Raw genomic sequence first — 21,612 nt, 5'->3', positions numbered from 1 at the left:
GGTGCCCTACCGGGCCCCGTACGGCAGGATGGAGAGCGTGGACGACGACCTCGTGTGCCGCCCTGTCCGACCCGAAGAGCTGGAAGCGGTCGCCGGGTTGCGGTGGCAGTGGGTGCGGGAGCTGTACGGCACGCCCGAAGTGCCGCTCGACGACTTCGCCCCGCGGTTCGCCGCGTGGGCCCGGGCGGCCGGGGCCTCGCACCACTGCCTCGTGCTGGTGCGGGGCCGTCGCGTGGTCGGCATGTCCTGGCTGGCGGTCACGGAGCGCGTGCCGTTCCCGGGGGCGTACGAGCGGAGTTCGGGCGACGTGCAGTGCACGTACGTCGTACCGGAGGAGCGGGACCGGGGGCTGGGCGGGCTGCTGGTCGACGCGGTGCTGGAGCGGGCGGCGCGGCTCGGGGTCGAGCGGGTCACCGTCCACTCCAGCGAGCGGGCCGTACCGGCCTACGCGCGGCGGGGGTTCGCCGGCTCCCCGCTCCTGCTCCAGGTGGACCTCCGGCAGGGCCGCGCGAGGTGAGCCCTCACTCCACCGGAGCCGGAGCCTGCGCCGGTACCTCGGCCTTGGCCGGGAGCAGGGTGAGCAGCCGCACCGCGAGGTCGGTGAAAGGGCCGTCCGGCGGTTCCTGGGCGAGGATGCGGCGGACCACCCCGGCGATCTCCTCGTCGTAGGCGCCGGCCACCGCCACCAGGGCGCCGAAGTCGTGCACCAACTGGAGCTCCAGATCGGCCCGTCCGGTCCTGCGGCCGTCCAGCCACAGCAGTGCCGTCGACTCCGCCAGCGACACCCAGGACCGCACGACCAGCTCCAGCCGGGGCGGCACCGCGGCGAGGTCCAGGTGCGACACGATCTGCTCGTACGCGGCCTGCCGCACCGAGTCGATCAGCGCCGCCGCCGCCGAGGACGAACCGGGGTCGCCGCTGACCGACTGGGCCGGGCCGCCGCGCATCAACGCCGTGAAGCCCGGGCCGTGTTCGTCCACGAAGTCGAAGAACCGGCCCATCACCCTCCGCAGCCGGGCCCCCAGCGGACCCTCGCGCGGCTCGTCGAAGCGCTGCGCCAGGTCCTCGGCGGCCCGGCGCAGGGCCGCCTCGTACAGGCTCGTCTTGCCCGGGAAGTAGTGGTAGACGAGGGGACGCGAGATGCCGGCGGCCGCCGCTATCTCGTCGATGGAGACCTCGTCGGGGGAACGGTTGCTGAAGAGCTCCAGCGCTACCCCGATGAGCTGCTGCCGCCGCTCCTCGACACCCATTCTGCGGCGCGTCCCGGTCGTCATACCGAACAGACTACCGACCTGCGGGAGTCGGCGTGCCGCCCCGCCCTCGCCGGGGAGGGCGGCGAGCCGGGTCCCTCTCAGAAGAACGGCACCCCGCGCCGCCAGAGGAGGAGCAGGGCCGCGAAGTCGGCTGCCCGGCCCCGTGCACGGGCCTTCCGCCCGGGCCAACTCCTCGGGCCCACACGGCCGTCAGGCGACACCCGGCTGCGCCCGAGGGCACCCTGTGCGACAGTCCTGCGCCATGGACACCGAGACGGACCCCTCCGGCGCGGCCGTGCTCCTGCGCCGCGCCCGCCCCGCCGACGCCGCCCCGCTCGCCGAGGTCTGGCTGCGCTCCTTCGCCGCGGCCCTGCCGACGGTCCGCCGGACAAGCCCTAGCCCCGCCCCAGCAGCGCCGCCTCCTTCTCCTCGGGCAGCCCCACCACCGACCGGTCCGGCCGCTGCGGCGCGACCCGGCCGGGCAGGGTGGTGAGCCACGCCCAGGTGTCCCGGACCGTCTCGGTCACCGGGCGGCAACGCAGCCCCGCCGCCAGGGCCTTCGACACGTCGCTGCTGTGCAGGGCCGTGTGGTCCGGGGTGCCCGGCGGAATCCACACCGGCAGCTCCAGCCACGGCACGACGCCCGCCGCGAGCACCGCCTCCGGGGTGAGCCAGCGCAGCTTCGCGGCGGAGCCGGTCACGGCCACGCAGGTGTCGAGCAGTTCGCCCATGGTGGTGAAGCCGGGCGGGCTCACCAGGTCGTACGCCCCGTGGAGTCCCGCCCGCCCGGCCGCGAGCAGCCAGTCGGCGAGGTCGCGGACGTCGACGTACTGGAGGGGCAGGTCGCGCGGGCCCGGCGCGGGCACCTCGCCGCCCCGGTCGATGCGGGTGAGCCACCAGGGGAGGCGGCCGACGTTCTCCCACGGGCCGAGGATCAGCCCGGCCCGGGCCCACAGCGTCCGCTCCTCGCCGAAGGCGCGCGCCGCCGCCAGTTCGCCGCCGCGCTTGTCCTCGGGGTAGCTCCGCGCCCCCGCGTCCGGGTCGCCCGCGAAGACCGGGGCGCTCTCGTCGCCGCCGCGCACCGCCGGCGGCCCGTACACCGAGCGGCTGGAGACGTACGCGTACCGCCCGGCGTGCGGGGCGAGCAACTCGGCGCTGTCCCGGACCACCGAGGGCGCGCCCGACCAGGTGTCCACCACCAGGTCCCAGCCGGGCCCCTCGGCGGCGGCCCGGGCCAGCGCGTCCAGGCCGTCCGGCGCCGTCCGGTCACCGAGCAGGACCCGTGCCCCCTGCGGCGCCGGATGGCGTCCCCGGTGCAGGAGGGTCACCTCCCAGCCTTCGGCCAGCGCCGCCTCGACGACCGCCCGCCCCACGAACTCCGTACCGCCCAGTGCCAGAAGTCTCATGGGGTCCACTGTGCGACGCCGGCGCCTCGCGCGGGCCGGGTTCTGCTACGGGGAGATTCCCGCGTCGCGGGCGGCGGACGGGAGGTAGGTGTAGCCGACCCGGCGGACCGTCCGGATGGACGCCCGGTGTTCGGCACCGAGCTTGCGGCGGAGCCGGGCGATGTGCACGTCCACGGTCCGGCCGTCGCCGACGTGCCCGTATCCCCACACGGTGGTGACGAGCTGGTCGCGGGTGTGCACCCGGTGCGGATGGTGGACCAGGTGCGCCAGCAGCTCGAACTCCAGGTAGGTCAGCTCCAGCGGGCGCCCGTCGACGAAGGCGGTCCGCCGCACGGTGTCGATCCGTACCGGGTGCCCCGCTCCGGCCTCGGCCGCCTGCTCGGCGGGAGCGGCGGCCGGGGCGGCTTCGGGGACCGGCGGGGCGGCGGGCCCGGCGAGCGGTGCCTCGCCGACCGGGACCAGTACCAGGTAGCCGACCATCGGCGGGTGGCCCGGCAGCGAGGGCAGGGTGTGCGGGGGAGCGGGCAGCCAGGTGGCGCCGGGCGGCAGCAGCGCGGCGACCTCGGCCGGGGGCGGGGTCTCGTCGAGGCCGACGGCGCGCAGCCGGTGGCGCGCAGCCGGCGGGCGCCCCTCGGTCCGGCCGCCGGCGGCGGGGGTGGGGGTGGGGGACGTGGTGAACGTACGGGTGTTCGCCATGGTGGGGGTCAGCTCCTTCGCGCGGAGGGGAGGTCGGGACCGTCGCGGCGGGGGCCGTCCAGGGGGGACGGGGCCGGGGCCTGACGGGAAGTCCGTGCGCGGGCCGAAGCCGGGGTGAGCGGCGTTCAGAGGGCCTGCGCGGTCACGCGCGGCAACACACCCGGTCGAAGTCGTGGTGCTGACGGGACGGCCAGAACGGTTCGAGGTCGCATCGCCCCGTGACGGTGTGCTGGTAGCCGACCATGGAGCCATTGAAGCACGGGCCCGCGGCGCGGGGCAGCCTTCCCGACACCCTGTCCACTCCTTGATACGCCCGGCCGTTCGCGGTGCCCGACGCCCCCGGGGGCGCCCGCCGTCCGGCGGACGCCCCCGGGGGACGCGGTGGCGCGGGTCAGACCTGGCCGGCCTTCTCCAGCGCGGTGCAGCAGGTGTCCACGATGAGGCGGGTCACCACGTACGGGTCGACGTTGGCGTTGGGGCGGCGGTCCTCGATGTACCCCTTCTTGTCCTGCTCGACCTGCCACGGGATGCGGACCGAGGCGCCGCGGTCGGAGACGCCGTAGCTGTACTCGTTCCACGGGGCGGTCTCGTGCAGGCCGGTGAGGCGGTCGTCGATGCCCGCGCCGTAGTGCTTGACGTGGTCCATCGGCTTGGAGCCCTCGCCGAGCGACTCGCAGGCGGTGATGATCGCCTCGTACCCCTCGCGCATCGCCTGGGTGGAGAAGTTGGTGTGCGCGCCGGCGCCGTTCCAGTCGCCCTTGACCGGCTTCGGGTCGAGGGTCGCCGAGATGCCGAACTCCTCGGCCGTGCGGTAGAGCAGCCAGCGGGCCACCCACATCTGGTCGGAGACCTCCAGCGGCGAGAGCGGGCCGACCTGGAACTCCCACTGGCCGGGCATGACCTCGGCGTTGATGCCGCAGATGCCGAGACCGGCGGCGAGGCAGTGGTCGAGGTGCTTCTCGACGATCTCCCGGCCGAAGATCTCGTCGGCGCCGACCCCGCAGTAGTAGCCGCCCTGTGCGGCCGGGAAGCCGCCCTCGGGGAAGCCGAGCGGGCGGTGCCCGTCGAAGAAGGTGTACTCCTGCTCGATGCCGAAGACGGGCTTTTGGCCCGCGAACTGCTCGGCGACCGGGCGCAGCAGGGCGCGGGTGTTCGACTCGTGCGGGGTCATGTCGATGTGGAACACCTCGCAGAGCACGAGGATGTCGGCGCCGCCGCGGATCGGGTCCGGGCACTGGAAGACCGGCTTCAGCACGAGGTCCGAGGCATGGCCCTCGGCCTGGTTGGTGCTGGACCCGTCGAAGCCCCAGACGCCCGGCTCGGCGCCGTCCGCGAGGACCTTGGTCTTGGACCGCAGCTTGGCGGTCGGCTCGGTGCCGTCGATCCAGATGTACTCAGCCTTGAAGGTCACGAACGTCATCCTTTGCGGGTGCTGCGGGGTACGGCGGCAGCTTTCCAACGCCCGATGTCGCCTCCGTTGCCCGAGTGTGAATCCCGTGTTACCCGCCGCGCGCCCGGGGGAGCGGGTGGCGCGGGCGCCGGTGGGCACCCCGGGCACACTGACCCCATGAGCCCCGACGACAGCCCCACGCCCACGGCCAGGACCAAGGTCGCCCTGCTCGGTACCGGCCCCTGGGCGCGGTCCGCACACGCCCCGGCCGTCGCCGCCCACCCCGGCGCCGAGCTCATCGGCGTCTGGGGCCGCCGCGCCGGGGCCGCGGCCGAGCTGGCGGAGGCGTACGGCGTGCCCGCCCGCACCGGGGAGGACGGGCTCGCGGAACTGTTCGCCGAGGCGGACGCGGTGGCCCTCGCGCTGCCGCCGGACGTGCAGGCACCCCTCGCGGTGCGGGCCGCCGAGGCCGGGTGCCACCTGCTCCTGGACAAGCCGGTGGCGACCACGATGGCAGGGGCCCGCGAGGTGGTGGCGGCGGCCGAGGCCGCGCGGGTCGCCTCGGTGGTCCTCTGCACCCTGCGGTTCGCTCCGCCCACTGCCGGCTGGATCGCCGAACAGGCCGCGCGCGGCGACTGGTTCACCGCCCGCGCCCAGTGGATCGCGCCGCTCTTCGCACCGGGCTCCACCCACGAGTACGCCTCCCCCTGGCGCGCGGAGAAGGGCGCCCTGTGGGACGTCGGACCGCACGCCCTGTCCGTGCTGATCCCCGTCCTCGGTGACGTCACCGCCGTCACCGCCGCCCCCGGCCCGAGGGGCACCGCCCATCTGGTGCTGCGCCACACCTCGGGTGCCTCCTCGACCGTCACCCTCGGCCTCGGCGCCCCGCCCGCCGCCGGCGGCGTCGAGATCGCCCTGTACGGCGACCACGGCACCGCCGAACCGCCGCGCTGGGGCGAGTCGGTACGCGCGTACGGCGCGGCCCTCGGCGCCCTGCTGGAGGCGGCCCGCACCGGCAGGCCGCACCCCTGCGACGCCCGGTTCGGCGCCCGCCTCACCGAGATCCTCGCCGAGGCCGAGGCCCAGCTCGCCTGAACGGCCGGCCCGGTCAGCCCCCGGCCCGCCCCCGCGCCAGCGCCTCGCGCACCGCCTCCTCGGTACGGCCCACCACGGCCGAGCCGTCGTCGGCGGTGATCAGCGGCCGCTGGATGAGGCGGGGGTGGGCCGCGAGCGCGGCGACCCAGCGGTCACGGTCGGCGTCCTCGCGCGGCCAGGAGGCGAGCCCCAGCTCCTTTGCCTCCGGCTCGCCGGTCCGCGTGATGTCCCAGGGCTCCAGGCCGAGCCGGTCCAGCACGGCCTGGATCTCCTCCTCGGTGGGCACCTCCTCCAGGTACTTGCGCACGGTGTACGAGGCCCCCTCGGCGTCGAGCAGGGACAGGGCGCCTCGGCACTTCGAACAGGCCGGGTTGATCCAGATCTCCATGGCCGCACGGTAGCCGCGCAGCCCCCGCCCAAACCTCCCGCACCCCCGTCTGTTCGAATTCGGCCAACCTCGCCGGGGACCCCGTTGAACCAGGTCTGGCCAGGGCTGACTGTCAGTCCCTCGCAGTAGAATTGACCCAGTGTTCGAGGGAAGCCGGGGGGTTTCCCGAACCGACAGGAGGATGCCCGTGGCCGTGCTCCACGCAACCGAACCCCTGCCGACCGTCGCGCCCGCCGACCCGTCCGCCCGGCAGCCGTACGCCCCGTTCGCCAAGCGACGGCTGCCGGCCGGGCGGCCCCGCGAGTGGTACGTCCGGCACAACCGCCGCCTCAAGGCCATGCGCCTGGCCATCGCCCTGCTCGACGCGGGCGCCCACGGCCCGGGATACGTCCACGACCGCACCATCCGGGCCGCCGCGGTGCGCCTGGGCATCCACCCGCCGTCCACCGTCACCTGCCGGATGGTCCGCCAGCTCATGCACTACCCGCGCTGAGCCGGTCACGGCGAGGCCCGGCGCGGGGGACTCCCCGCGCCGGGCCCTGGGGTCCGGCACCCGGCCAGCCCGCCGTCAGCGGCGCTTGACGCGCACCAGCTTCTTGTTGACGAACTCCTCCATGCCGTACTTGCCCAGCTCCCGGCCGATGCCGGAGCGCTTCACACCGCCGAAGGGCAGCTCGGCCGCGCTCCCCTCGGCCTGGTTGATGTAGACCATGCCGGTGTCCAGCCGGTCGGCGATCTCCAGCGCCCGGTCCTCGTCCGCGCACTGGATGGCCGCGCCCAGCCCGTACGGCGTGTTGTTGGCCAGCTCCACCGCCTCGTCCTCCGAGGAGACCCGGTAGATGACGGCGGCCGGGCCGAACAGCTCCTCCTCGAAGGCGCGCATCCCCGGCGCCACCCCGGTCAGCACGGTCGGCTCGTACCAGGCGCCCTCCCGGTCGATGCGGCGGCCACCGGCCAGGACCGTGGCGCCCTTGGCGACGGCGTCCTCGATCTGCGCGGCGAGCGTCTCCACGGCATCCGCCGAGGAGAGCGGGCCCATGAAGGTCGACGGGTCCGAGGGGTCACCCGGCACCACCGTGCCGACCGCCGCGGTGAACTTGTCGACGAAGGCGTCGTAGTGCTCGTCCAGGACGATGATGCGCTTGGCCGCGTTGCACGCCTGCCCGGCGTTGCCGAACCGGCCCACCACCGCGTACCTGACCGTCTTGTCGAGGTCCTCCGGCTGGAGCACCAGGAACGGGTCCGAGCCGCCCAGCTCCAGCACCACCTTCTTCAGGTGCCGCCCCGCCTGCTCCGCCACCGCCGCCCCGGCCCGCTCGGAGCCGGTCAGCGAGACGCCCTGCACGCGCGGGTCCGCGATGATCGTGGAGACCTGCCCGTTGGTGGCGAAGAGGTTGACGTAGGCGCCGTCCGGCGCGCCCGCCTCGGTGAAGATCCGCTCCATCGCCAGCGCCGACTCGGGACACTGCGGAGCGTGCTTGAGCAGGACGGTGTTGCCGAGCATCAGGTTGGGCGCCGCGAACCGCGCCACCTGGTAGTACGGGAAGTTCCACGGCATGATCCCGAGCAGCGCGCCGATGCCCTCCTTGCGGACCACGGCGCTGCCGCCCCCGGCCACCTCCAGCTCCTCGTCCATGAGGAACTTGGGGCCCTGGTCGGCGTAGTAGCGGTAGATGGAGACGACGATGTCGATCTCGCCGCGTGCCTGGGCGATCGGCTTGCCCATCTCCCGGGTGATGATCGCCGCCAGCTCGTCCTTGCGCTCCGCGTACAGCTCCGCGACCCGGGTCAGCAGCGCCACCCGGTCGCCGTGCCGACTCGCCCGCCAGCCGCCGAAGGCCCGGTGGGCGCGGCCCACCGCCTCCTGGATCTCGGCGTCGGTGGCCTCGGGGAACTCCCGCTCGGTCTTGCCCGTCGCGGGGTTGACGATCTTGTACGTGGTCATGCGGTCTCCCCATCAGATCGGCCCGCGCGTACGCGGGCGGTGCTGCCCGGTCCCGGTCGTTGGGCGCGCGGCCCGGCCCCCCCCACGAAGAGCAGGGGGCCCGGCCGCGCGGAAGTCACCCCGCCACCGTCTCACCCCGAGGCGGCCAGGCGAAGAAGGCCGTCACCCGCCCGGGGCGTTCCGGCCGAACGCGGCGAGCACCGACTCCGCGGCCAGCGTCGCCGTCAGCTCCCCCGCCCGGACCCGGGCCTCCAGTTCCGGTGCCACCTCGCGTACCCGCGGATCGGCGTGCAAACGGTCCAGCAGGGTGTCGTGCACCATCGCCCACACCCACTCCACCTGCTGGTCACGGCGCTTGGCCGCGAGCCGCCCGGTGGAGTCCAGGAGCGTGCGGTGCTGTTCCAGCCGCTCCCAGACCGCTTCCAGCCCGGTGCCCTCGCGCGCCGAGCAGTGCAGCACCGGCGGCGTCCACGCGGCGTCCGCCGGGTGCATCAGCCTCAGCGCCCCGGCCAGTTCGCGCGCCGCCGACCGGGCGTCCCGCTCGTGCGGGCCGTCGGCCTTGTTGACCGCGATCACGTCGGCCAGCTCCAGCACGCCCTTCTTGATGCCCTGGAGCTGGTCGCCGGTGCGGGCCAGGGTCAGCAGCAGGAAGGTGTCGACCATCTGCGCGACCGTCGTCTCCGACTGGCCCACGCCGACCGTCTCCACCAGCACCACGTCGTACCCGGCGGCCTCCATCACCACCATCGACTCGCGGGTCGCCTTCGCCACCCCGCCGAGCGTCCCCGCCGAGGGCGAGGGCCGCACGAACGCCGCCGGGTCGACCGCCAGGCGCTCCATCCGGGTCTTGTCACCCAGGATCGAGCCGCCGGTACGCCCCGACGACGGGTCGACGGCGAGCACCGCCACCCTGTGCCCCAGCCCCGTCAGCAGGGTGCCGAAGGCGTCGATGAAGGTGGACTTGCCGACCCCGGGCACGCCGCTGACGCCGATCCGGCGGGCCCGCCCCGAGTGCGGCAGCAACTCGGTCAGGAGCTGCTGGGCCGCCACCCGGTGGGCGGGGCGGGTGGACTCCACCAGGGTGATGGCGCGCGCGATCTGCGCGCGCCGCCCGTCGAGCACGCCCTTCACATAGCTGTCGAGATCGATCGCCGCCGCCATCCGTCAGCGGCTCACAGCTCGTGGCCGAGCGACGCGGCCAGCCGCTCGACCAGGTCGTACGCCGCGTCCGGGATGACCGTGCCGGGCGGGAAGACGGCGGTGGCGCCCGCCTCGTGCAGCGCCTCGACGTCCTGCGGCGGAATGACACCGCCGACCACGATCATGATGTCCTCCCGGCCCTCGGCGGCCAGTTGCTCGCGCAGCGCCGGGACGAGCGTGAGGTGGCCGGCGGCGAGCGAGGAGACGCCGACCACGTGCACGTCGGCCTCCACCGCCTGCCGGGCGACCTCCTGCGGCGTCTGGAAGAGCGGGCCGACGTCCACGTCGAAACCGAGGTCGGCGAAGGCCGTCGCGATGACCTTCTGGCCCCGGTCGTGGCCGTCCTGGCCCATCTTGGCGACCAGGATGCGGGGCCGACGGCCTTCCTGTTCGTCGAACTTCTCCACCAGTGCGCGGGTCCGCTCCACCGAGGGCGACTCCCCAGCCTCGTTCCGGTACACCCCGGAGATCGTACGGATCTGCCCGGCGTGCCTGCCGTACACCTTCTCCAGCGCGTCGGAGATCTCCCCGACCGTCGCCTTGGCGCGGGCCGCGTCGACCGCGAGCGCCAGCAGGTTGCCCTCCAGGCCCGGCCCGCTCCCGCGCTCGGCGGAGGCGGTCAGCGCCCGCAGCGCCTCCTGGCACGCCCGCTCGTCGCGCTCCTCGCGCAGCCGCCGCAACTTGGCGATCTGCTGCGAACGCACCGAGGAGTTGTCGACCTTGAGCACGTCGATCTGCTCGTCGCTGTCCACCCGGTACTTGTTGACGCCGATCACCGGCTGGCGCCCCGAGTCGATCCGCGCCTGGGTACGCGCCGCGGCCTCCTCGACGCGGAGCTTCGGGATGCCCGCGTCGATGGCCTTGGCCATGCCGCCGGCCGCCTCGACCTCCTCGATGTGCTGCCAGGCCCGCCGCGCCAGGTCGTAGGTGAGCTTCTCCACGTACGCGCTGCCGCCCCACGGGTCGATCGACCGGGTGGTCCCCGACTCCTGCTGGAGCAGCAGCTGGGTGTTGCGGGCGATCCGCGCGGAGAAGTCGGTGGGCAGCGCCAGCGCCTCGTCCAGGGCGTTGGTGTGCAGCGACTGGGTGTGGCCCTGGGTGGCGGCCATCGCCTCCACACAGGTGCGGGTCACGTTGTTGAAGACGTCCTGGGCCGTCAGCGACCAGCCCGAGGTCTGCGAATGGGTGCGCAGCGAGAGCGACTTGGCGTTCTTCGGGTCGAACTGCCTGACCAGCTTGGCCCACAGCAGGCGCGCCGCGCGGAGCTTGGCGACCTCCATGAAGAAGTTCATGCCGATCGCCCAGAAGAACGACAGCCGCGGCGCGAACGCGTCCACGTCCAGCCCGGCCTGCCGCCCGGCCCGCAGGTACTCCACGCCGTCCGCCAGCGTGTACGCCAGCTCCAGGTCGGCCGTGGCCCCGGCCTCCTGGATGTGGTAGCCGGAGATGGAGATGGAGTTGTAGCGCGGCATCTTCTGCGAGGTGTACGCGAAGATGTCCGAGATGATCCGCATCGAGGGCGACGGCGGATAGATGTAGGTGTTGCGGACCATGAACTCCTTGAGGATGTCGTTCTGGATGGTCCCCGCCAGCTTCTCGGGCGCCACCCCCTGCTCCTCGGCCGCCACGATGTACAGCGCCAGCACGGGCAGCACCGCGCCGTTCATCGTCATCGACACCGACATCCTGTCCAGCGGAATCCCGTCGAACAGCTGGCGCATGTCGTAGATCGAGTCGATCGCCACGCCCGCCATGCCGACGTCACCGGTGACCCGGGGGTGGTCCGAGTCGTACCCCCGGTGCGTCGGCAGGTCGAAGGCGACGGACAGGCCCTTCTGGCCGGCCGCCAGGTTCCGCCGGTAGAAGGCGTTCGACTCCTCGGCCGTCGAGAACCCCGCGTACTGCCGGATCGTCCACGGCTGGTTCACGTACATCGTCGGATACGGCCCGCGCAGGTACGGCGCGATGCCCGGGTACGTCCCGAGGAAGTCCAGCCCCTCCACGTCCCGGCCGGTGTACAGCGGCTGCACGCCGATGCCCTCCGGCGTCTCCCAGCGCAGGTCGGCGACGTCGCTGCCGGACGCCTCCTCGACCGCGCCGCGCCACTGCTCCTCACCGGCCGCCTCGGTGGCCTCGGAGGTGAGGCCGACCGTGGAGAAGTCCGGGATCTTCGGCTGGGACATCACGCCACCCCCATGTGGTCGAGAAGAGAGGTGAGCAGGTCGACAGCGGCGCACCCGGCGTGGACCCGCCGGTCGATCCCGTCGAACCCGCCCTTGCCCGCGAGGAGTACCTGCCCGGCGCCGGCCGCCTTCAACGCGGCGGCCACCGGTTCGGCCTCCTCGGCGTAGCGCGCGTCGCTGGAGCAGACGCAGGCCACGCCCGCGCCGCTCGCCGCGTACGCCTCGGCGACCGTCTCCGCGGTGACCGTCACCGGGTCGTGCACCGGCTCGATGCCGCCCGCCTGGAAGAAGTTGGCGGCGAAGGTCACCCGCGCGGTGTGCGCGGCGGCCGGGCCCAGTGCGGCCAGGAACACCTTCGGCCGGGCACCGGTCGCCGCCAGGTGCGCGTCGGAACGGGCCCGCAGCGCCTCGAACGCCTCGTCGCGCCGGACCCGGGGCAGACCCCCCGTCGGCGGCGCGGGCGCCGGGGCCCGCCGGGGCAGCTTCTCGGTGAGGTTCGGGAACTCGCTCACCCCGGTCACCGGCTCCTCGCGGCGCGCCAGCTTCGCGCCGCGCTCCGCCCAGGTCGCCGCCAGCCGCTCGCCGACCAGGCCGGCGCGCAGCGCCTTCGCCTGGCCGCCCGCCCGCTCGATCTCCTGGAAGAACGACCAGGCCGCCTCGGCGACCTGGTCGGTCAGGGACTCCACGTAGTACGAGCCGCCCGCCGGGTCGGTGACCCGGGCCAGGTGGGACTCCTCGATGAGGATGGTGGAGGTGTTCCGCGCGATCCGCCGGGCGAACGCGTCGGGTGCGCCCAGCTCCTGGTCGAAGGGGAGCACCGTCACCGCGTCGGCCCCGCCGACCCCGGCGCCCAGCGCCGCGACCGTGGTCCGCAGCATGTTCACCCACGGGTCCCGGCGGGCCATCATCACCGGCGAGGTCACCGCGTGCTGGCGCTGCGCCCCCGCCGCCGGCACCCCGCAGACCTCGGCGACCCGCGCCCAGATCCGGCGGGCCGCACGCAGTTTGGCGATGGTGAGGAACTGGTCGGCGACGGCGGAGTACCGGAACGCGATCTGGCCGAACGCCTCGGCCAGGCCCAGCCCGGCACCGGCCAGTTCGCGGACGTAGGCGAGCCCGGTGGCGACCGAGGCGCCCAGCTCCTGCGCGGCCGAGCCGCCCGCCTCGTGGAAGGGGAGCGCGTCGACGGTCAGCGCCCGGACGCCCGGGTACCCCTCGACGGCACGGCGGGCCAGCGCTACCGCGGCGGCGGTGTCCCCGGCGGAGCCGGTGCGCGCCTCGTACCCGAGCGGGTCGGCGCCGAAGGTGCCGCGCAGGGCGTCGGCGGCGACCCCGCGCTCCTCGGCGATGCCCAGCCAGGCGTCGGCCGCCCCGGCGGTCTCGGCGCCGGCGTCCAGAGCGATCGGCGCGAGGTCGAGGTGGACGCCCTCCAGCGCGCGGGCCAGCCCGGAGACGGGCAGACCGCCCTCGCCGAGCGGGAGCCAGAGCGAGGTGACCCCGTTCTCCAGGTCGGCGAGGACCGCGTCGCGCACGGCGTCCGCGTCACTCCCGGCGTGCCGCTGGCGTACGTCCCAGCCGCCCGGGGTGTTGCCCTCGGCCCGCGCGCCCCGTACGAACGGGGCGAAGCCGGGCAGGCCCCGGTCGGGTACGGCCGCTTCGGCCGTGTAGAGCGGGCGGGCGTGGAGCCCGTCGTCGAACGTCGTGGACAGCGCGTCCTCGGCCGCCGTCCCGCTGATGTCCTTGCCCGCTTTGCGCAGCACGCCCGCCACCAGGCGCTGCCACTCGTCGTGGGTTGCATCAGGGAACTCGGCGGCCAGAGAGAGCCCGTCGTCAGGCAGGACCGTCATGCTCAGATGCTAGGACAGCGCGGCATACGGGCAGCAGTACCCGCGCCTGTGACCTTGCCCTCTCCGCAGAGCCGCTGATCCGGTGCAGGCGGTGACGTATCCGCACCTGACGGGCCGACGGGGTTCCCGTCCGGGAACGGCCGGACCCCGCCCGCGCGCCTCACTCCCCGTCCAGCCCGCTCTCCAGGTCGCCCTCGGCCTCCAGGTACGCCTGGCGCAGCGCGGCCAGCACCTCCGGGTCCGGCTCGGCCCACATCCCGCGCGACTCGGCCTCCAGCAGCCGCTCCGCGATGCCGTGCAGCGCCCAGGGGTTGGCCTCCTTCAGGAACGCCCGGTTCTCCGGGTCCAGGACGTACGTCTCGGTGAGCTTGTCGTACATCCAGTCGGCGATCACGCCGGTCGTCGCGTCGTAGCCGAAGAGGTAGTCGACGGTGGCCGCCAGCTCGAAGGCGCCCTTGTAGCCGTGGCGGCGCATCGCCTCGATCCACTTCGGGTTGACCACCCGCGCCCGGAAGACCCGCGAGGTCTCCTCGACCAGCGTCCGGGTCCGCACCGTCTCCGGGCGTGTCGAGTCCCCGACGTACGCCTCGGGGGCCGTGCCCTTGAGCGCGCGGACCGCCGCGACCATGCCGCCGTGGTACTGGAAGTAGTCGTCCGAGTCGGCGATGTCGTGCTCGCGCGTGTCGGTGTTCTTCGCCGCCACCGCGATCCGCCGGTAGGCGCTCTCCATCTCGGCCCGCGCCTCGCGGCCCGCCAGCTCCCGGCCGTAGGCGTAGCCGCCCCACACCGTGTAGACCTCGGCGAGGTCGGCGTCGGTGCGCCAGTCGCGGGAGTCGATGAGCTGGAGCAGGCCCGCGCCGTAGGTGCCCGGACGGGAGCCGAAGATACGGGTGGTGGCGCGGCGTTCGTCGCCGTGCTCGGCGAGGTCGGCGCGGGCGTGCGCCGCCACGTGGTTGTCCTCGTTCGGCTCGTCGAGCCCCGCCACCAGGCGTACCGCGTCGTCCAGCAGCCCGATGGTGTGCGGGAAGGCGTCCCGGAAGAAACCGGAGATCCTGAGCGTCACGTCGACGCGCGGGCGGCCCAGTTCCTCCAACGGCACCGCCTCCAGTCCGGTGACGCGCCGCGAGGCGTCGTCCCAGACCGGGCGGACCCCGAGCAGCGCCAGCGCCTCGGCCACGTCGTCGCCGGAGGTCCGCATCGCGCTGGTGCCCCACAGCGACAGGCCCACCGAGACGGGCCAGTCGCCGTGGTCGGCCCGATACCGTTCCAGCAGCGAGTCGGCGAGTGCCTGCCCGGTCTCCCAGGCGAGGCGGCTGGGGACCGCCTTCGGGTCGACGGAGTAGAAGTTGCGACCGGTCGGCAGGACGTTGACCAGGCCGCGCAGCGGTGAGCCCGAGGGGCCGGCCGGGACGAAGCCGCCGTTCAGCGCGTGCACCGCGTGGTCCAGCTCGTCCGTGGTCGCCGCCAGGCGCGGCACCACCTCGCGGGCGGCGAACGCCAGGATGTCCGCGACCGCCTGCCCGTGGCCCCCGGCGACCCGGACCGCGGCCTCGGGGTCCCAGCCCGCGTCGTCCATCGCCTGGACCAGCGCCTCGGCCCGCTCCTCGGCCTCGTCGGCGGTGGTGCGGGTGGCGGCCGACTCGTCCAGGCCCAGTGCCTCGCGCAGCCCGGGCAGCGCCGTGGTGCCGCCCCAGATCTGGCGGGCCCGCAGGATCGCCAGGACCAGGCCGACCCGCGCCTTCGCGGTCGGCGCGGCACCGAGCACGTGCAGGCCGTCGCGGATCTGGGCGTCCTTCACCTCGCAGAGCCAGCCGTCGACGTGGAGCAGGAAGTCGTCGAAGCCGTCGTCGTCCGGCCGGTCCCGCAGACCCAGGTCGTGGTCGAGCTTGGCGGCCTGGATCAGCGTCCAGATCTGGGCGCGGATCGCCGGGAGCTTCGCCGGGTCCATCGAGGAGATCGCCGCGTACTCGTCGAGCAGCTGCTCCAGGCGCGCGATGTCGCCGTAGCTCTCGGCGCGGGCCATCGGCGGCACCAGGTGGTCGACGAGGGTGGCGTGCACCCGGCGCTTGGCCTGGGTGCCCTCGCCCGGGTCGTTGACCAGGAACGGGTAGACCAGCGGCAGGTCGCCGAGGGCGGCGTCGGGCCCGCAGGCCGCGGAGAGGCCGGCGTTCTTGCCGGGCAGCCACTCCAGGTTGCCGTGTTTGCCCAGGTGCACCATGGCGTCGGCGCCGAAGCCGCCGTCCTCGGCGCGCGCCTGGAGCCAGCGGTACGCGGCCAGGTAGTGGTGCGAGGGCGGCAGGTCGGGGTCGTGGTAGATCGCGATCGGGTTCTCGCCGAAGCCGCGCGGCGGCTGGATGAGGATGAGCAGCCGCCCGTACCGCAGCGCCGCCAGGACGATGTCGCCCTGCGGGTCGCGGCTGCGGTCCACGAACAGCTCGCCGGGTGGCGGCCCCCAGTGCTCCTCGACCCGCTCGCGCAGTTCGGCGGGGAGCGTGCCGTACCAGCGGCGGTAGTCGGCCGCCGGGATGCGCACCGGGTTGCGGGCCAGCTGCTCCTCGGTCAGCCAGTCCTGGTCGTGGCCGCCCGCCTCGATGAGCGCGTGGATCAGCTCGTCGCCGTCGCCCGACTCCAGCCCCGGGACGGGCTCGTCCCCGAAGTCGTACCCCTCGGCGCTCAGCCGCCGCAGCAGCGCCACGGCGCTGGCCGGGGTGTCGAGCCCCACCGCGTTGCCGATCCGGGAGTGCTTCGTCGGGTACGCGGAGAGGACCAGGGCGAGGCGCTTCCCGGCGTTGGGGATGTGGCGCAGCCGGGCGTGGCGCACCGCGGTGCCGGCCACCCGGGCGGCCCGCTCGGTGTCGGCGACGTAGACCGGCAGCCCGTCGGCGTCCAGCTCCTTGAAGGAGAACGGCACCGTGATCAGGCGGCCGTCGAACTCGGGGACGGCGATCTGGCTCGCCGCGTCCAGCGGGGAGAGCCCCTCGTCGTTCTCCGCCCAGTCGGCGCGCGAGCCGGTCAGGCAGAGCGCCTGGAGGATCGGCACGTCCAGGGCGGCCAGCGCCCCCGCGTCCCACGACTCGTCATCGCCCCCGGCCGACGCCCCGGCGGGCTTGGTGCCGCCCGCCGCCAGCACCGTGGTCACCAGCGCGTCCGCGCGGCCCAGTTCGGCCAGCAGCTCCGGCTCGGGGGAGCGCAGCGAGGCCACGTACAGCGGCAGGGCACGGCCGCCGGCCTCCTCGATCGCGGCGCAGAGCGCGTCGACGAAACCGGTGTTGCCGCTCATGTGATGGGCGCGGTAGTAGAGCACCGCGATCAGCGGACCCGAGGCGTCCGGGGCCGGGGTGCGCTCCAGCGGCCCCCAGGACGGCGCGGGCGCGGGCGCGTCGAAGCCGTGGCCGGTGAGCAGCACGGTGTCGGAGAGGAAGCGGGCCAGCTGCTCCAGGTTGGCCGGGCCGCCGTGTGCCAGGTAGGCGTGGGCCTCGGCCGCCACCCCGATCGGGACCGTGGACGCCTCCATCAGCTGGGCGTCCGGGGCCTGTTCACCGGTGAGGACGACCACCGGACGGTCCTGCGCCAGCAGCGCCTCGATCCCCTCCTGCCAGGCCCGCACCCCGCCCAGCAGCCGCACCACCACCAGGCCGGCCCCGTCCAGCAGCTCCGGCAGGTCGTCCAGCGGCAGCCGCGAGGGGTTGGCGAAGCGGTACGGGACCGGGCCGCCGGCGCCGCGGGCGCTCAGCAGGTCGGTGTCGGACGTCGACAGGAGCAGGATCATGCGGCGTCAAGCCTTCCTCCGAGGTCCGCGCCTCGGGGTGGGACACAACGGCGGGAGTTCCTGGCTCACCCGCCCTCGGGGGCGGGGTTCACAGTGGCGGGACCGCGCCGGATTCGCACCGGGCTTCCTCCCTTGCCGAGCGTGGCGAGGGCCCACCCCGGTACCGGCCCGGGCCAGGTCCTCGGCGCACTGGGCGCGCCGTTCTGGCGATGGCGGGCCGAACGGCCCGCCGCGAGCATGGTAAGGGCCGCCCGGCAGCTCGGGGTACGCCGCCCCGGCCGTCGACCTGGGCCAACGCGGTGGCCTCGATCACCGGCCGGGCTATAAACAGCCCGGCCGCCGTTCGCGCCCATCTCGGACAGGTGTTTGGAGCCGGACCGTACAAGAGACAGCCGGGCCGGCGCTTGAGGCCATCTTGGACGGGTGTTTGGAGCCGGACCGTGCAAGAGATAGCCGGGCCGGCGCTTGAGGCCATCTTGGACGGGTGTTTGGAGCCGGACCGTGCAAGAGATAGCCGGGCCGGCGCTTGAGGCCATCTTGGACGGGTGTTTGGAGCCGGACCGTGCAAGAGATAGCCGGGCCGGCGCTTGAGGCCATCTTGGACGGGTGTTTGGAGCCGGACCGTGCAAGAGATAGCCGGGCCGGCGCTTGAGGCCATCTTGGACGGGTGTTTGGAGCCGGACCGTGCAAGAGACAGCCGGGCCGGCGCTTGAGGCCATCTTGGACGGGTGTTTGGAGCCGGACCGTACAAGGGACAGCCGGGCCGGCGCTTGAGGCCATCTTGGACGGGTGCGGGCAGCCGGCCCCCCGCCACGTCAAGCCGGGCCGGCGTTTGAGGCCACCTCACCCTCGCCCCGGGGGCCGCGATCCCCTCGTATCATCGCGGCCATGCCCACCCTCGCCCAGGGCGACGCCTGCCCAGGCGCGCTCCGCCTGCACCAGGCCGCCGACGGCCATCTGGCCCGCGTCCGCATCCCGGGCGGCCTGCTCCCGGCGCAGGCCGCCCAAGCCCTGGCACTGGCCGCCGAGGAGCTGGGCGACGGCAACCTCGACCTGACCTCGCGCGGCAACATCCAGCTCCGCGCCCTGCCCGCCGACGCGGGCCAGGACCTGGAGGCCAGGCTCACCGGGGCGGGCCTGCTCCCGGCCCCCGCCCACGAGCGGATACGCAACATCGTCGCCTCCCCCCTGTCCGGGCTGGACGACACCGGCCACCTCGACGTGACCCCTCTGGTCGCCGCCGTGGACACGGCGCTCTGCGCCGACCCGGCCACCGCGGCCCTCTCGGGCCGCTTCCTGTTCGCCCTCGACGACGGCCGCGGCGACACCGCCGCCCTCGACGCCGATGTGACAATGCTCGCAACGCCCGACGGCGGCCTGGCTCTGACCCTGCCGGGGGTCCCGGGCAGCCTCCGCCTGCCGCCTCGGGCGGCCCCGGCCGCCGCGCACGCCGCGGCCCTGCTCTTCCTCGCCGCCGCCCGCGCGAGCCCCGCCCGCGCCTGGCGCATCGCCGAACTCCCGCCCGGACAGGCCCTGTCCACCGCCACCCTCGCCGAGCTGGCGGCCCGCGTCCCCGGCGCCCGTACCGCCCCGGCCCCCGAGCCCCCGGCCCCGTCCGGCGGCCCGCGCCCGGGCCCGACCCCGCCCCGCGAGGGCCGGGCGGCGCTGCACGCGCTGGCCCCGCTGGGCCGTCTGACCTCGGCGCGGTGGCGGGAGTTGGCCGGTCTCGCCGCCCGCGACGGCTCGGGCACGCTGCGGGCCACGCCCTGGCGCGGGATCGTCGTCCCCGGCCTGGCCCCGGCCCGCGCCGCCGAGGCCGCCGCCGAGCTGGCGGGGGCGGGCCTGGTGACCGCCGGGGGTTCGCCCTGGGAGGGCGTCGGCGCCTGCACCGGCAGGCCCGGCTGTGTCAAGTCCCTGGCGGACGTGCGGGCCGACGCCCGGGCCGCCCTGGATGCGGCACCGGGCGGCCTTCCTGTCTACTGGTCCGGTTGCGAGCGCCGCTGCGGCCACCCCCGGGGGACGGCCTGGGTGGACGCCGTGGCGACCGGCACCGGCTACGACCTGGCCCACCGCCCGGCCGACCCGGCGGCGAAGCCCCGGCCCGCCGGGCGGAACGTACCGGCCCACCGGCTCCCCGAAGCGCTCGCAGCCGCCCGCCGGAGCCCTTCGACCCCCCGGCCGACGCGGCACGACGCCGTCAGGAAAGAGCGAGAGCAGAGTGTTTGAGTACGAGAAGGACGGCGCGGCCATCTACCGCGAGTCCTTTGCCACGATCCGCGCCGAGGCCGACCTCACCGGGCTGCCCCCGGACGTCGCCCAGGTCGCCGTCCGCATGATCCACGCCTGCGGCATGACCGACCTGCCCCGCGACCTCGGCCACACCCCGCGGGTCGTGGCCCGTGCCCGGGAGGCGCTGCGCGCCGGGGCGCCGATCCTCTGCGACGCCAACATGGTCAGAAGCGGCGTCACCCGTAAGCGGCTCCCCGCGGACAACGAGGTGATCTGCACCCTCGCCGACCCGTCCGTCCCGGAGCTGGCCGCGCGGCTGGGCACCACCCGCAGCGCCGCCGCCCTGGAACTCTGGCGGGACCGCCTGGACGGCGCCGTGGTCGCCGTCGGCAACGCGCCCACCGCCCTCTTCCGCCTGCTGGAGATGGTCGAGGAGGGCGCGCCCCGCCCGGCCGCCGTCATCGGCGTCCCGGTCGGCTTCGTCGGCGCCGCCGAGTCCAAGGAAGCGCTGGCCGCCCACCCCTCGGGCCTGGACCACCTGATCGTGCGCGGCCGGCGCGGCGGCAGCGCCATGGCCGCCGCCGCCCTCAACGCGATCGCGAGCGAAACCGAATGAGCACCCCCGCCCCCGGCCGTCTCTACGGCGTCGGACTCGGCCCCGGCGACCCGGACCTGATGACCCTGCGGGCCGTCCAGGTCATCACCGAGGCCGACGTCGTCGCCTACCACAGCGCCCGCCACGGCCGCTCCATCGCGCGTGCGATCGCCGCCGCCCACCTGCGCCCGGACCACGTCGAGGAAGCCCTGGTCTACCCGGTCACCACCGGCACCACCGACCACCCGGGCGGCTACCAGGGCGCCATGGACGACTTCTACGCCTCCTGCGCCGAGCGGCTCGCCGCCCACCTCGACGCCGGGCGGACCGTCGCCGTCATCTCCGAGGGCGACCCGCTCTTCTACGGCTCGTACATGCACATGCACAAGCGGCTGGCCCACCGCTACCCGACCGAGGTCGTCCCCGGCGTCACCTCGGTCAGCGCCGCCTCCGCGCGCCTCGGAACCCCCCTGGTCGAGGGCGAGGAGGTGCTGACCATCCTCCCCGGCACCCTGCCCGAGGAGGAGCTGACGGCACGCCTCGCCGCCACCGACGCGGCCGTCGTGATGAAGCTCGGCCGCACCTTCCCCGCCGTACGCGGCGCCCTGGAGGCGAGCGGGCGGCTGGCCGAGGCGCGTTACGTGGAGCGCGCCACGATGGAGGGGGAGCGCACCGGGCACCTCGCCGACACCGACCCGGAGTCGGTGCCGTACTTCGCCGTCGCCGTGGTCCCCAGCCGGGTCGCCGCCCTGCCCGTCGACGGCAGCGCCCCCTCGGTGCCCGTCGTGCCCGCCGAGGAGGAGGCCGCGACGGCGCCCGTCGGCGAGGTCGTCGTGGTCGGCACCGGCCCGGCCGGACCGCTCTGGCTCACCCCCGAGACCCGGGGCGCGCTCGCCGCCGCCCAGGACCTCGTCGGCTACACCACCTACCTCGGCCGGGTGCCGCACCGCCCCGGCCAGATCCGGCACGGCTCCGACAACAAGGTCGAGGCCGAACGCGCCGAGTTCGCCCTCGACCTGGCCCGCCGGGGCCGCCGGGTGGCCGTCGTCTCCGGCGGCGACCCCGGTGTCTTCGCCATGGCCACCGCCGTCCTGGAGGCCGCCGCCGAAGGCCCGTACCGGGACGTGCCGGTCCGTGTCCTGCCCGGGGTCACCGCCGCCAACGCCGCCGCCGCCCGCGCAGGGGCGCCGCTCGGCCACGACTACGCGGTGATCTCCCTCTCCGACCGGCTCAAGCCCTGGGAGGTCATCGCCGAACGGCTCTCCGCCGCCGCCCGCGCCGACCTCGCCCTCGCCCTGTACAACCCGGGCTCCCGCAGCCGCACCTGGCAGGTCGGCAAGGCCCGTGACCTGCTGCTGGAGCACCGCAGCCCCGAAACCCCGGTGGTCCTCGCCCGCGACGTCGGCGGCCCGGGCGAACGCGTCCGCACCGTCCGCCTCGCCGACCTGGACCCGGCCGACGTCGACATGCGCACCCTGCTGATCATCGGCTCCTCCCAGACCCGTGCCGTCCGCCGCACCCCCGGCGCCCCCGAGACGGTCTGGACCCCGCGCCGCTACCCGGAGCCGACCACCGGAGCCTGACACCTCCGCTCCGCCCGCCGGCGAACGCCCCCG

The 21,612-nt window shown here is 74.8% G+C and carries 16 protein-coding genes and 1 riboswitch; of the genes, 6 read left to right on the top strand and 10 right to left on the bottom strand.

The window, feature by feature from the left end; all coding sequences use genetic code 11:
* Positions 1–37 precede the first annotated feature (37 nt).
* Positions 38–517, top strand: coding sequence for an N-acetyltransferase family protein (locus ACSLIC_RS05880; RefSeq protein ID WP_436736621.1), 480 nt, complete (start codon positions 38–40; stop codon positions 515–517).
* A 4-nt stretch (positions 518–521) separates the two neighbouring features.
* Here the strand turns inward: ACSLIC_RS05880 and ACSLIC_RS05875 are convergent, their stop codons facing one another.
* The 4 genes from ACSLIC_RS05875 to glnII form a co-directional block, all read right to left on the bottom strand.
* Positions 522–1,274 carry a TetR/AcrR family transcriptional regulator gene (locus ACSLIC_RS05875; protein ID WP_436736620.1) on the bottom strand — a complete coding sequence of 251 codons (753 nt, stop codon included), beginning with the start codon at positions 1,272–1,274 and terminating at the stop codon, positions 522–524.
* A 374-nt stretch (positions 1,275–1,648) separates the two neighbouring features.
* A complete protein-coding gene (locus tag ACSLIC_RS05870) occupies positions 1,649–2,659 on the bottom strand; it encodes an NAD-dependent epimerase/dehydratase family protein (protein ID WP_436736619.1) in 1,011 nt (336 codons plus the stop codon).
* A 45-nt stretch (positions 2,660–2,704) separates the two neighbouring features.
* Positions 2,705–3,355: a winged helix-turn-helix domain-containing protein gene (locus ACSLIC_RS05865; protein ID WP_436736618.1), complete on the bottom strand. Its 651-nt coding sequence runs from the start codon at positions 3,353–3,355 to the stop codon at positions 2,705–2,707.
* Positions 3,356–3,746: 391 nt separating this feature from the next.
* Positions 3,747–4,766 carry a glutamine synthetase gene (gene glnII, locus ACSLIC_RS05860; RefSeq protein WP_436736617.1) on the bottom strand — a complete coding sequence of 340 codons (1,020 nt, stop codon included), beginning with the start codon at positions 4,764–4,766 and terminating at the stop codon, positions 3,747–3,749.
* Between the two features lie 156 nt (positions 4,767–4,922).
* Here glnII and ACSLIC_RS05855 point away from each other — a divergent pair, with 156 nt between their 5' ends.
* Positions 4,923–5,840, top strand: coding sequence for a Gfo/Idh/MocA family protein (locus tag ACSLIC_RS05855; RefSeq protein WP_436736616.1), 918 nt, complete (start codon positions 4,923–4,925; stop codon positions 5,838–5,840).
* A gap of 13 nt (positions 5,841–5,853) precedes the next feature.
* Here ACSLIC_RS05855 and ACSLIC_RS05850 read toward each other — a convergent pair whose 3' ends face one another.
* The gene (locus ACSLIC_RS05850; protein ID WP_436736615.1) at positions 5,854–6,228 is read right to left on the bottom strand and encodes an arsenate reductase family protein; all 375 of its coding nucleotides are present in this window, start codon (positions 6,226–6,228) and stop codon (positions 5,854–5,856) included.
* Positions 6,229–6,415: 187 nt separating this feature from the next.
* Here ACSLIC_RS05850 and ACSLIC_RS05845 point away from each other — a divergent pair, with 187 nt between their 5' ends.
* Positions 6,416–6,721, top strand: a complete 306-nt coding sequence (locus tag ACSLIC_RS05845; protein WP_436736614.1) for a hypothetical protein — start codon at positions 6,416–6,418, stop codon at positions 6,719–6,721.
* Between the two features lie 75 nt (positions 6,722–6,796).
* Here ACSLIC_RS05845 and ACSLIC_RS05840 read toward each other — a convergent pair whose 3' ends face one another.
* The 5 genes from ACSLIC_RS05840 to cobN form a co-directional block, all read right to left on the bottom strand.
* Positions 6,797–8,173: an NAD-dependent succinate-semialdehyde dehydrogenase gene (locus ACSLIC_RS05840; protein ID WP_436736613.1), complete on the bottom strand. Its 1,377-nt coding sequence runs from the start codon at positions 8,171–8,173 to the stop codon at positions 6,797–6,799.
* 162 nt (positions 8,174–8,335) lie between these two features.
* Entirely contained in the window at positions 8,336–9,334 is a 999-nt protein-coding gene (gene meaB, locus ACSLIC_RS05835) for a methylmalonyl Co-A mutase-associated GTPase MeaB (RefSeq protein WP_436736612.1), read from the bottom strand.
* An 11-nt stretch (positions 9,335–9,345) separates the two neighbouring features.
* Positions 9,346–11,556, bottom strand: a complete 2,211-nt coding sequence (scpA, locus tag ACSLIC_RS05830) for a methylmalonyl-CoA mutase (RefSeq protein ID WP_436736611.1) — start codon at positions 11,554–11,556, stop codon at positions 9,346–9,348.
* The gene (locus ACSLIC_RS05825) at positions 11,556–13,403 is read right to left on the bottom strand and encodes a methylmalonyl-CoA mutase family protein (protein ID WP_436736610.1); all 1,848 of its coding nucleotides are present in this window, start codon (positions 13,401–13,403) and stop codon (positions 11,556–11,558) included. The genes scpA and ACSLIC_RS05825 overlap by 1 nt, the downstream gene beginning before the upstream one ends.
* A gap of 160 nt (positions 13,404–13,563) precedes the next feature.
* On the bottom strand, positions 13,564–17,172 hold the full coding sequence (cobN, locus tag ACSLIC_RS05820; RefSeq protein ID WP_436736609.1) for a cobaltochelatase subunit CobN: 3,609 nt from the start codon (positions 17,170–17,172) through the stop codon (positions 13,564–13,566).
* Between the two features lie 54 nt (positions 17,173–17,226).
* Positions 17,227–17,302, bottom strand: a riboswitch (cobalamin riboswitch).
* Positions 17,303–18,060: 758 nt separating this feature from the next.
* On the opposite strand from cobN, the gene cobG reads away from it, so the two are divergent.
* From cobG to ACSLIC_RS05805, 3 genes are read left to right on the top strand one after another with little or no spacing between them, the layout of a single operon-like run.
* Positions 18,061–19,398, top strand: coding sequence for a precorrin-3B synthase (gene cobG / locus ACSLIC_RS05815; RefSeq protein WP_436736608.1), 1,338 nt, complete (start codon positions 18,061–18,063; stop codon positions 19,396–19,398).
* Positions 19,391–20,017 (top strand): precorrin-8X methylmutase, encoded by a 627-nt coding sequence (locus tag ACSLIC_RS05810; protein ID WP_436736607.1) that lies wholly within the window; start codon positions 19,391–19,393, stop codon positions 20,015–20,017. Before cobG ends, ACSLIC_RS05810 begins: the two co-directional genes overlap by 8 nt.
* Positions 20,014–21,579, top strand: a complete 1,566-nt coding sequence (locus ACSLIC_RS05805) for a precorrin-2 C(20)-methyltransferase (RefSeq protein WP_436736606.1) — start codon at positions 20,014–20,016, stop codon at positions 21,577–21,579. The genes ACSLIC_RS05810 and ACSLIC_RS05805 overlap by 4 nt, the downstream gene beginning before the upstream one ends.
* Positions 21,580–21,612 lie beyond the last annotated feature (33 nt).

The organism is Streptomyces sp. BBFR102 (assembly GCF_051397025.1).
Lineage (GTDB): Bacteria > Actinomycetota > Actinomycetes > Streptomycetales > Streptomycetaceae > Streptomyces.
The sequence above is the reverse complement of the archived record's forward strand: the minus strand, read 5'-3'. Positions and strand labels throughout refer to the sequence as shown.

What these genes read in the sequence shown, in the direction of transcription:
- ACSLIC_RS05875 (WP_436736620.1), bottom strand. Translation starts at nt 1,274, where the DNA reads ATGACGACCGGGACGCGCCGCAGAATGGGTGTCGAGGAGCGGCGGCAG.
- ACSLIC_RS05870 (WP_436736619.1), bottom strand. Translation starts at nt 2,659, where the DNA reads ATGAGACTTCTGGCACTGGGCGGTACGGAGTTCGTGGGGCGGGCGGTC.
- ACSLIC_RS05865 (WP_436736618.1), bottom strand. Translation starts at nt 3,355, where the DNA reads ATGGCGAACACCCGTACGTTCACCACGTCCCCCACCCCCACCCCCGCC.
- ACSLIC_RS05855 (WP_436736616.1), top strand. Translation starts at nt 4,923, where the DNA reads ATGAGCCCCGACGACAGCCCCACGCCCACGGCCAGGACCAAGGTCGCC.
- ACSLIC_RS05850 (WP_436736615.1), bottom strand. Translation starts at nt 6,228, where the DNA reads ATGGAGATCTGGATCAACCCGGCCTGTTCGAAGTGCCGAGGCGCCCTG.
- ACSLIC_RS05840 (WP_436736613.1), bottom strand. Translation starts at nt 8,173, where the DNA reads ATGACCACGTACAAGATCGTCAACCCCGCGACGGGCAAGACCGAGCGG.
- meaB (WP_436736612.1), bottom strand. Translation starts at nt 9,334, where the DNA reads ATGGCGGCGGCGATCGATCTCGACAGCTATGTGAAGGGCGTGCTCGAC.
- scpA (WP_436736611.1), bottom strand. Translation starts at nt 11,556, where the DNA reads ATGTCCCAGCCGAAGATCCCGGACTTCTCCACGGTCGGCCTCACCTCC.
- ACSLIC_RS05825 (WP_436736610.1), bottom strand. Translation starts at nt 13,403, where the DNA reads ATGACGGTCCTGCCTGACGACGGGCTCTCTCTGGCCGCCGAGTTCCCT.
- cobN (WP_436736609.1), bottom strand. Translation starts at nt 17,172, where the DNA reads ATGATCCTGCTCCTGTCGACGTCCGACACCGACCTGCTGAGCGCCCGC.
- cobG (WP_436736608.1), top strand. Translation starts at nt 18,061, where the DNA reads ATGCCCACCCTCGCCCAGGGCGACGCCTGCCCAGGCGCGCTCCGCCTG.
- ACSLIC_RS05805 (WP_436736606.1), top strand. Translation starts at nt 20,014, where the DNA reads ATGAGCACCCCCGCCCCCGGCCGTCTCTACGGCGTCGGACTCGGCCCC.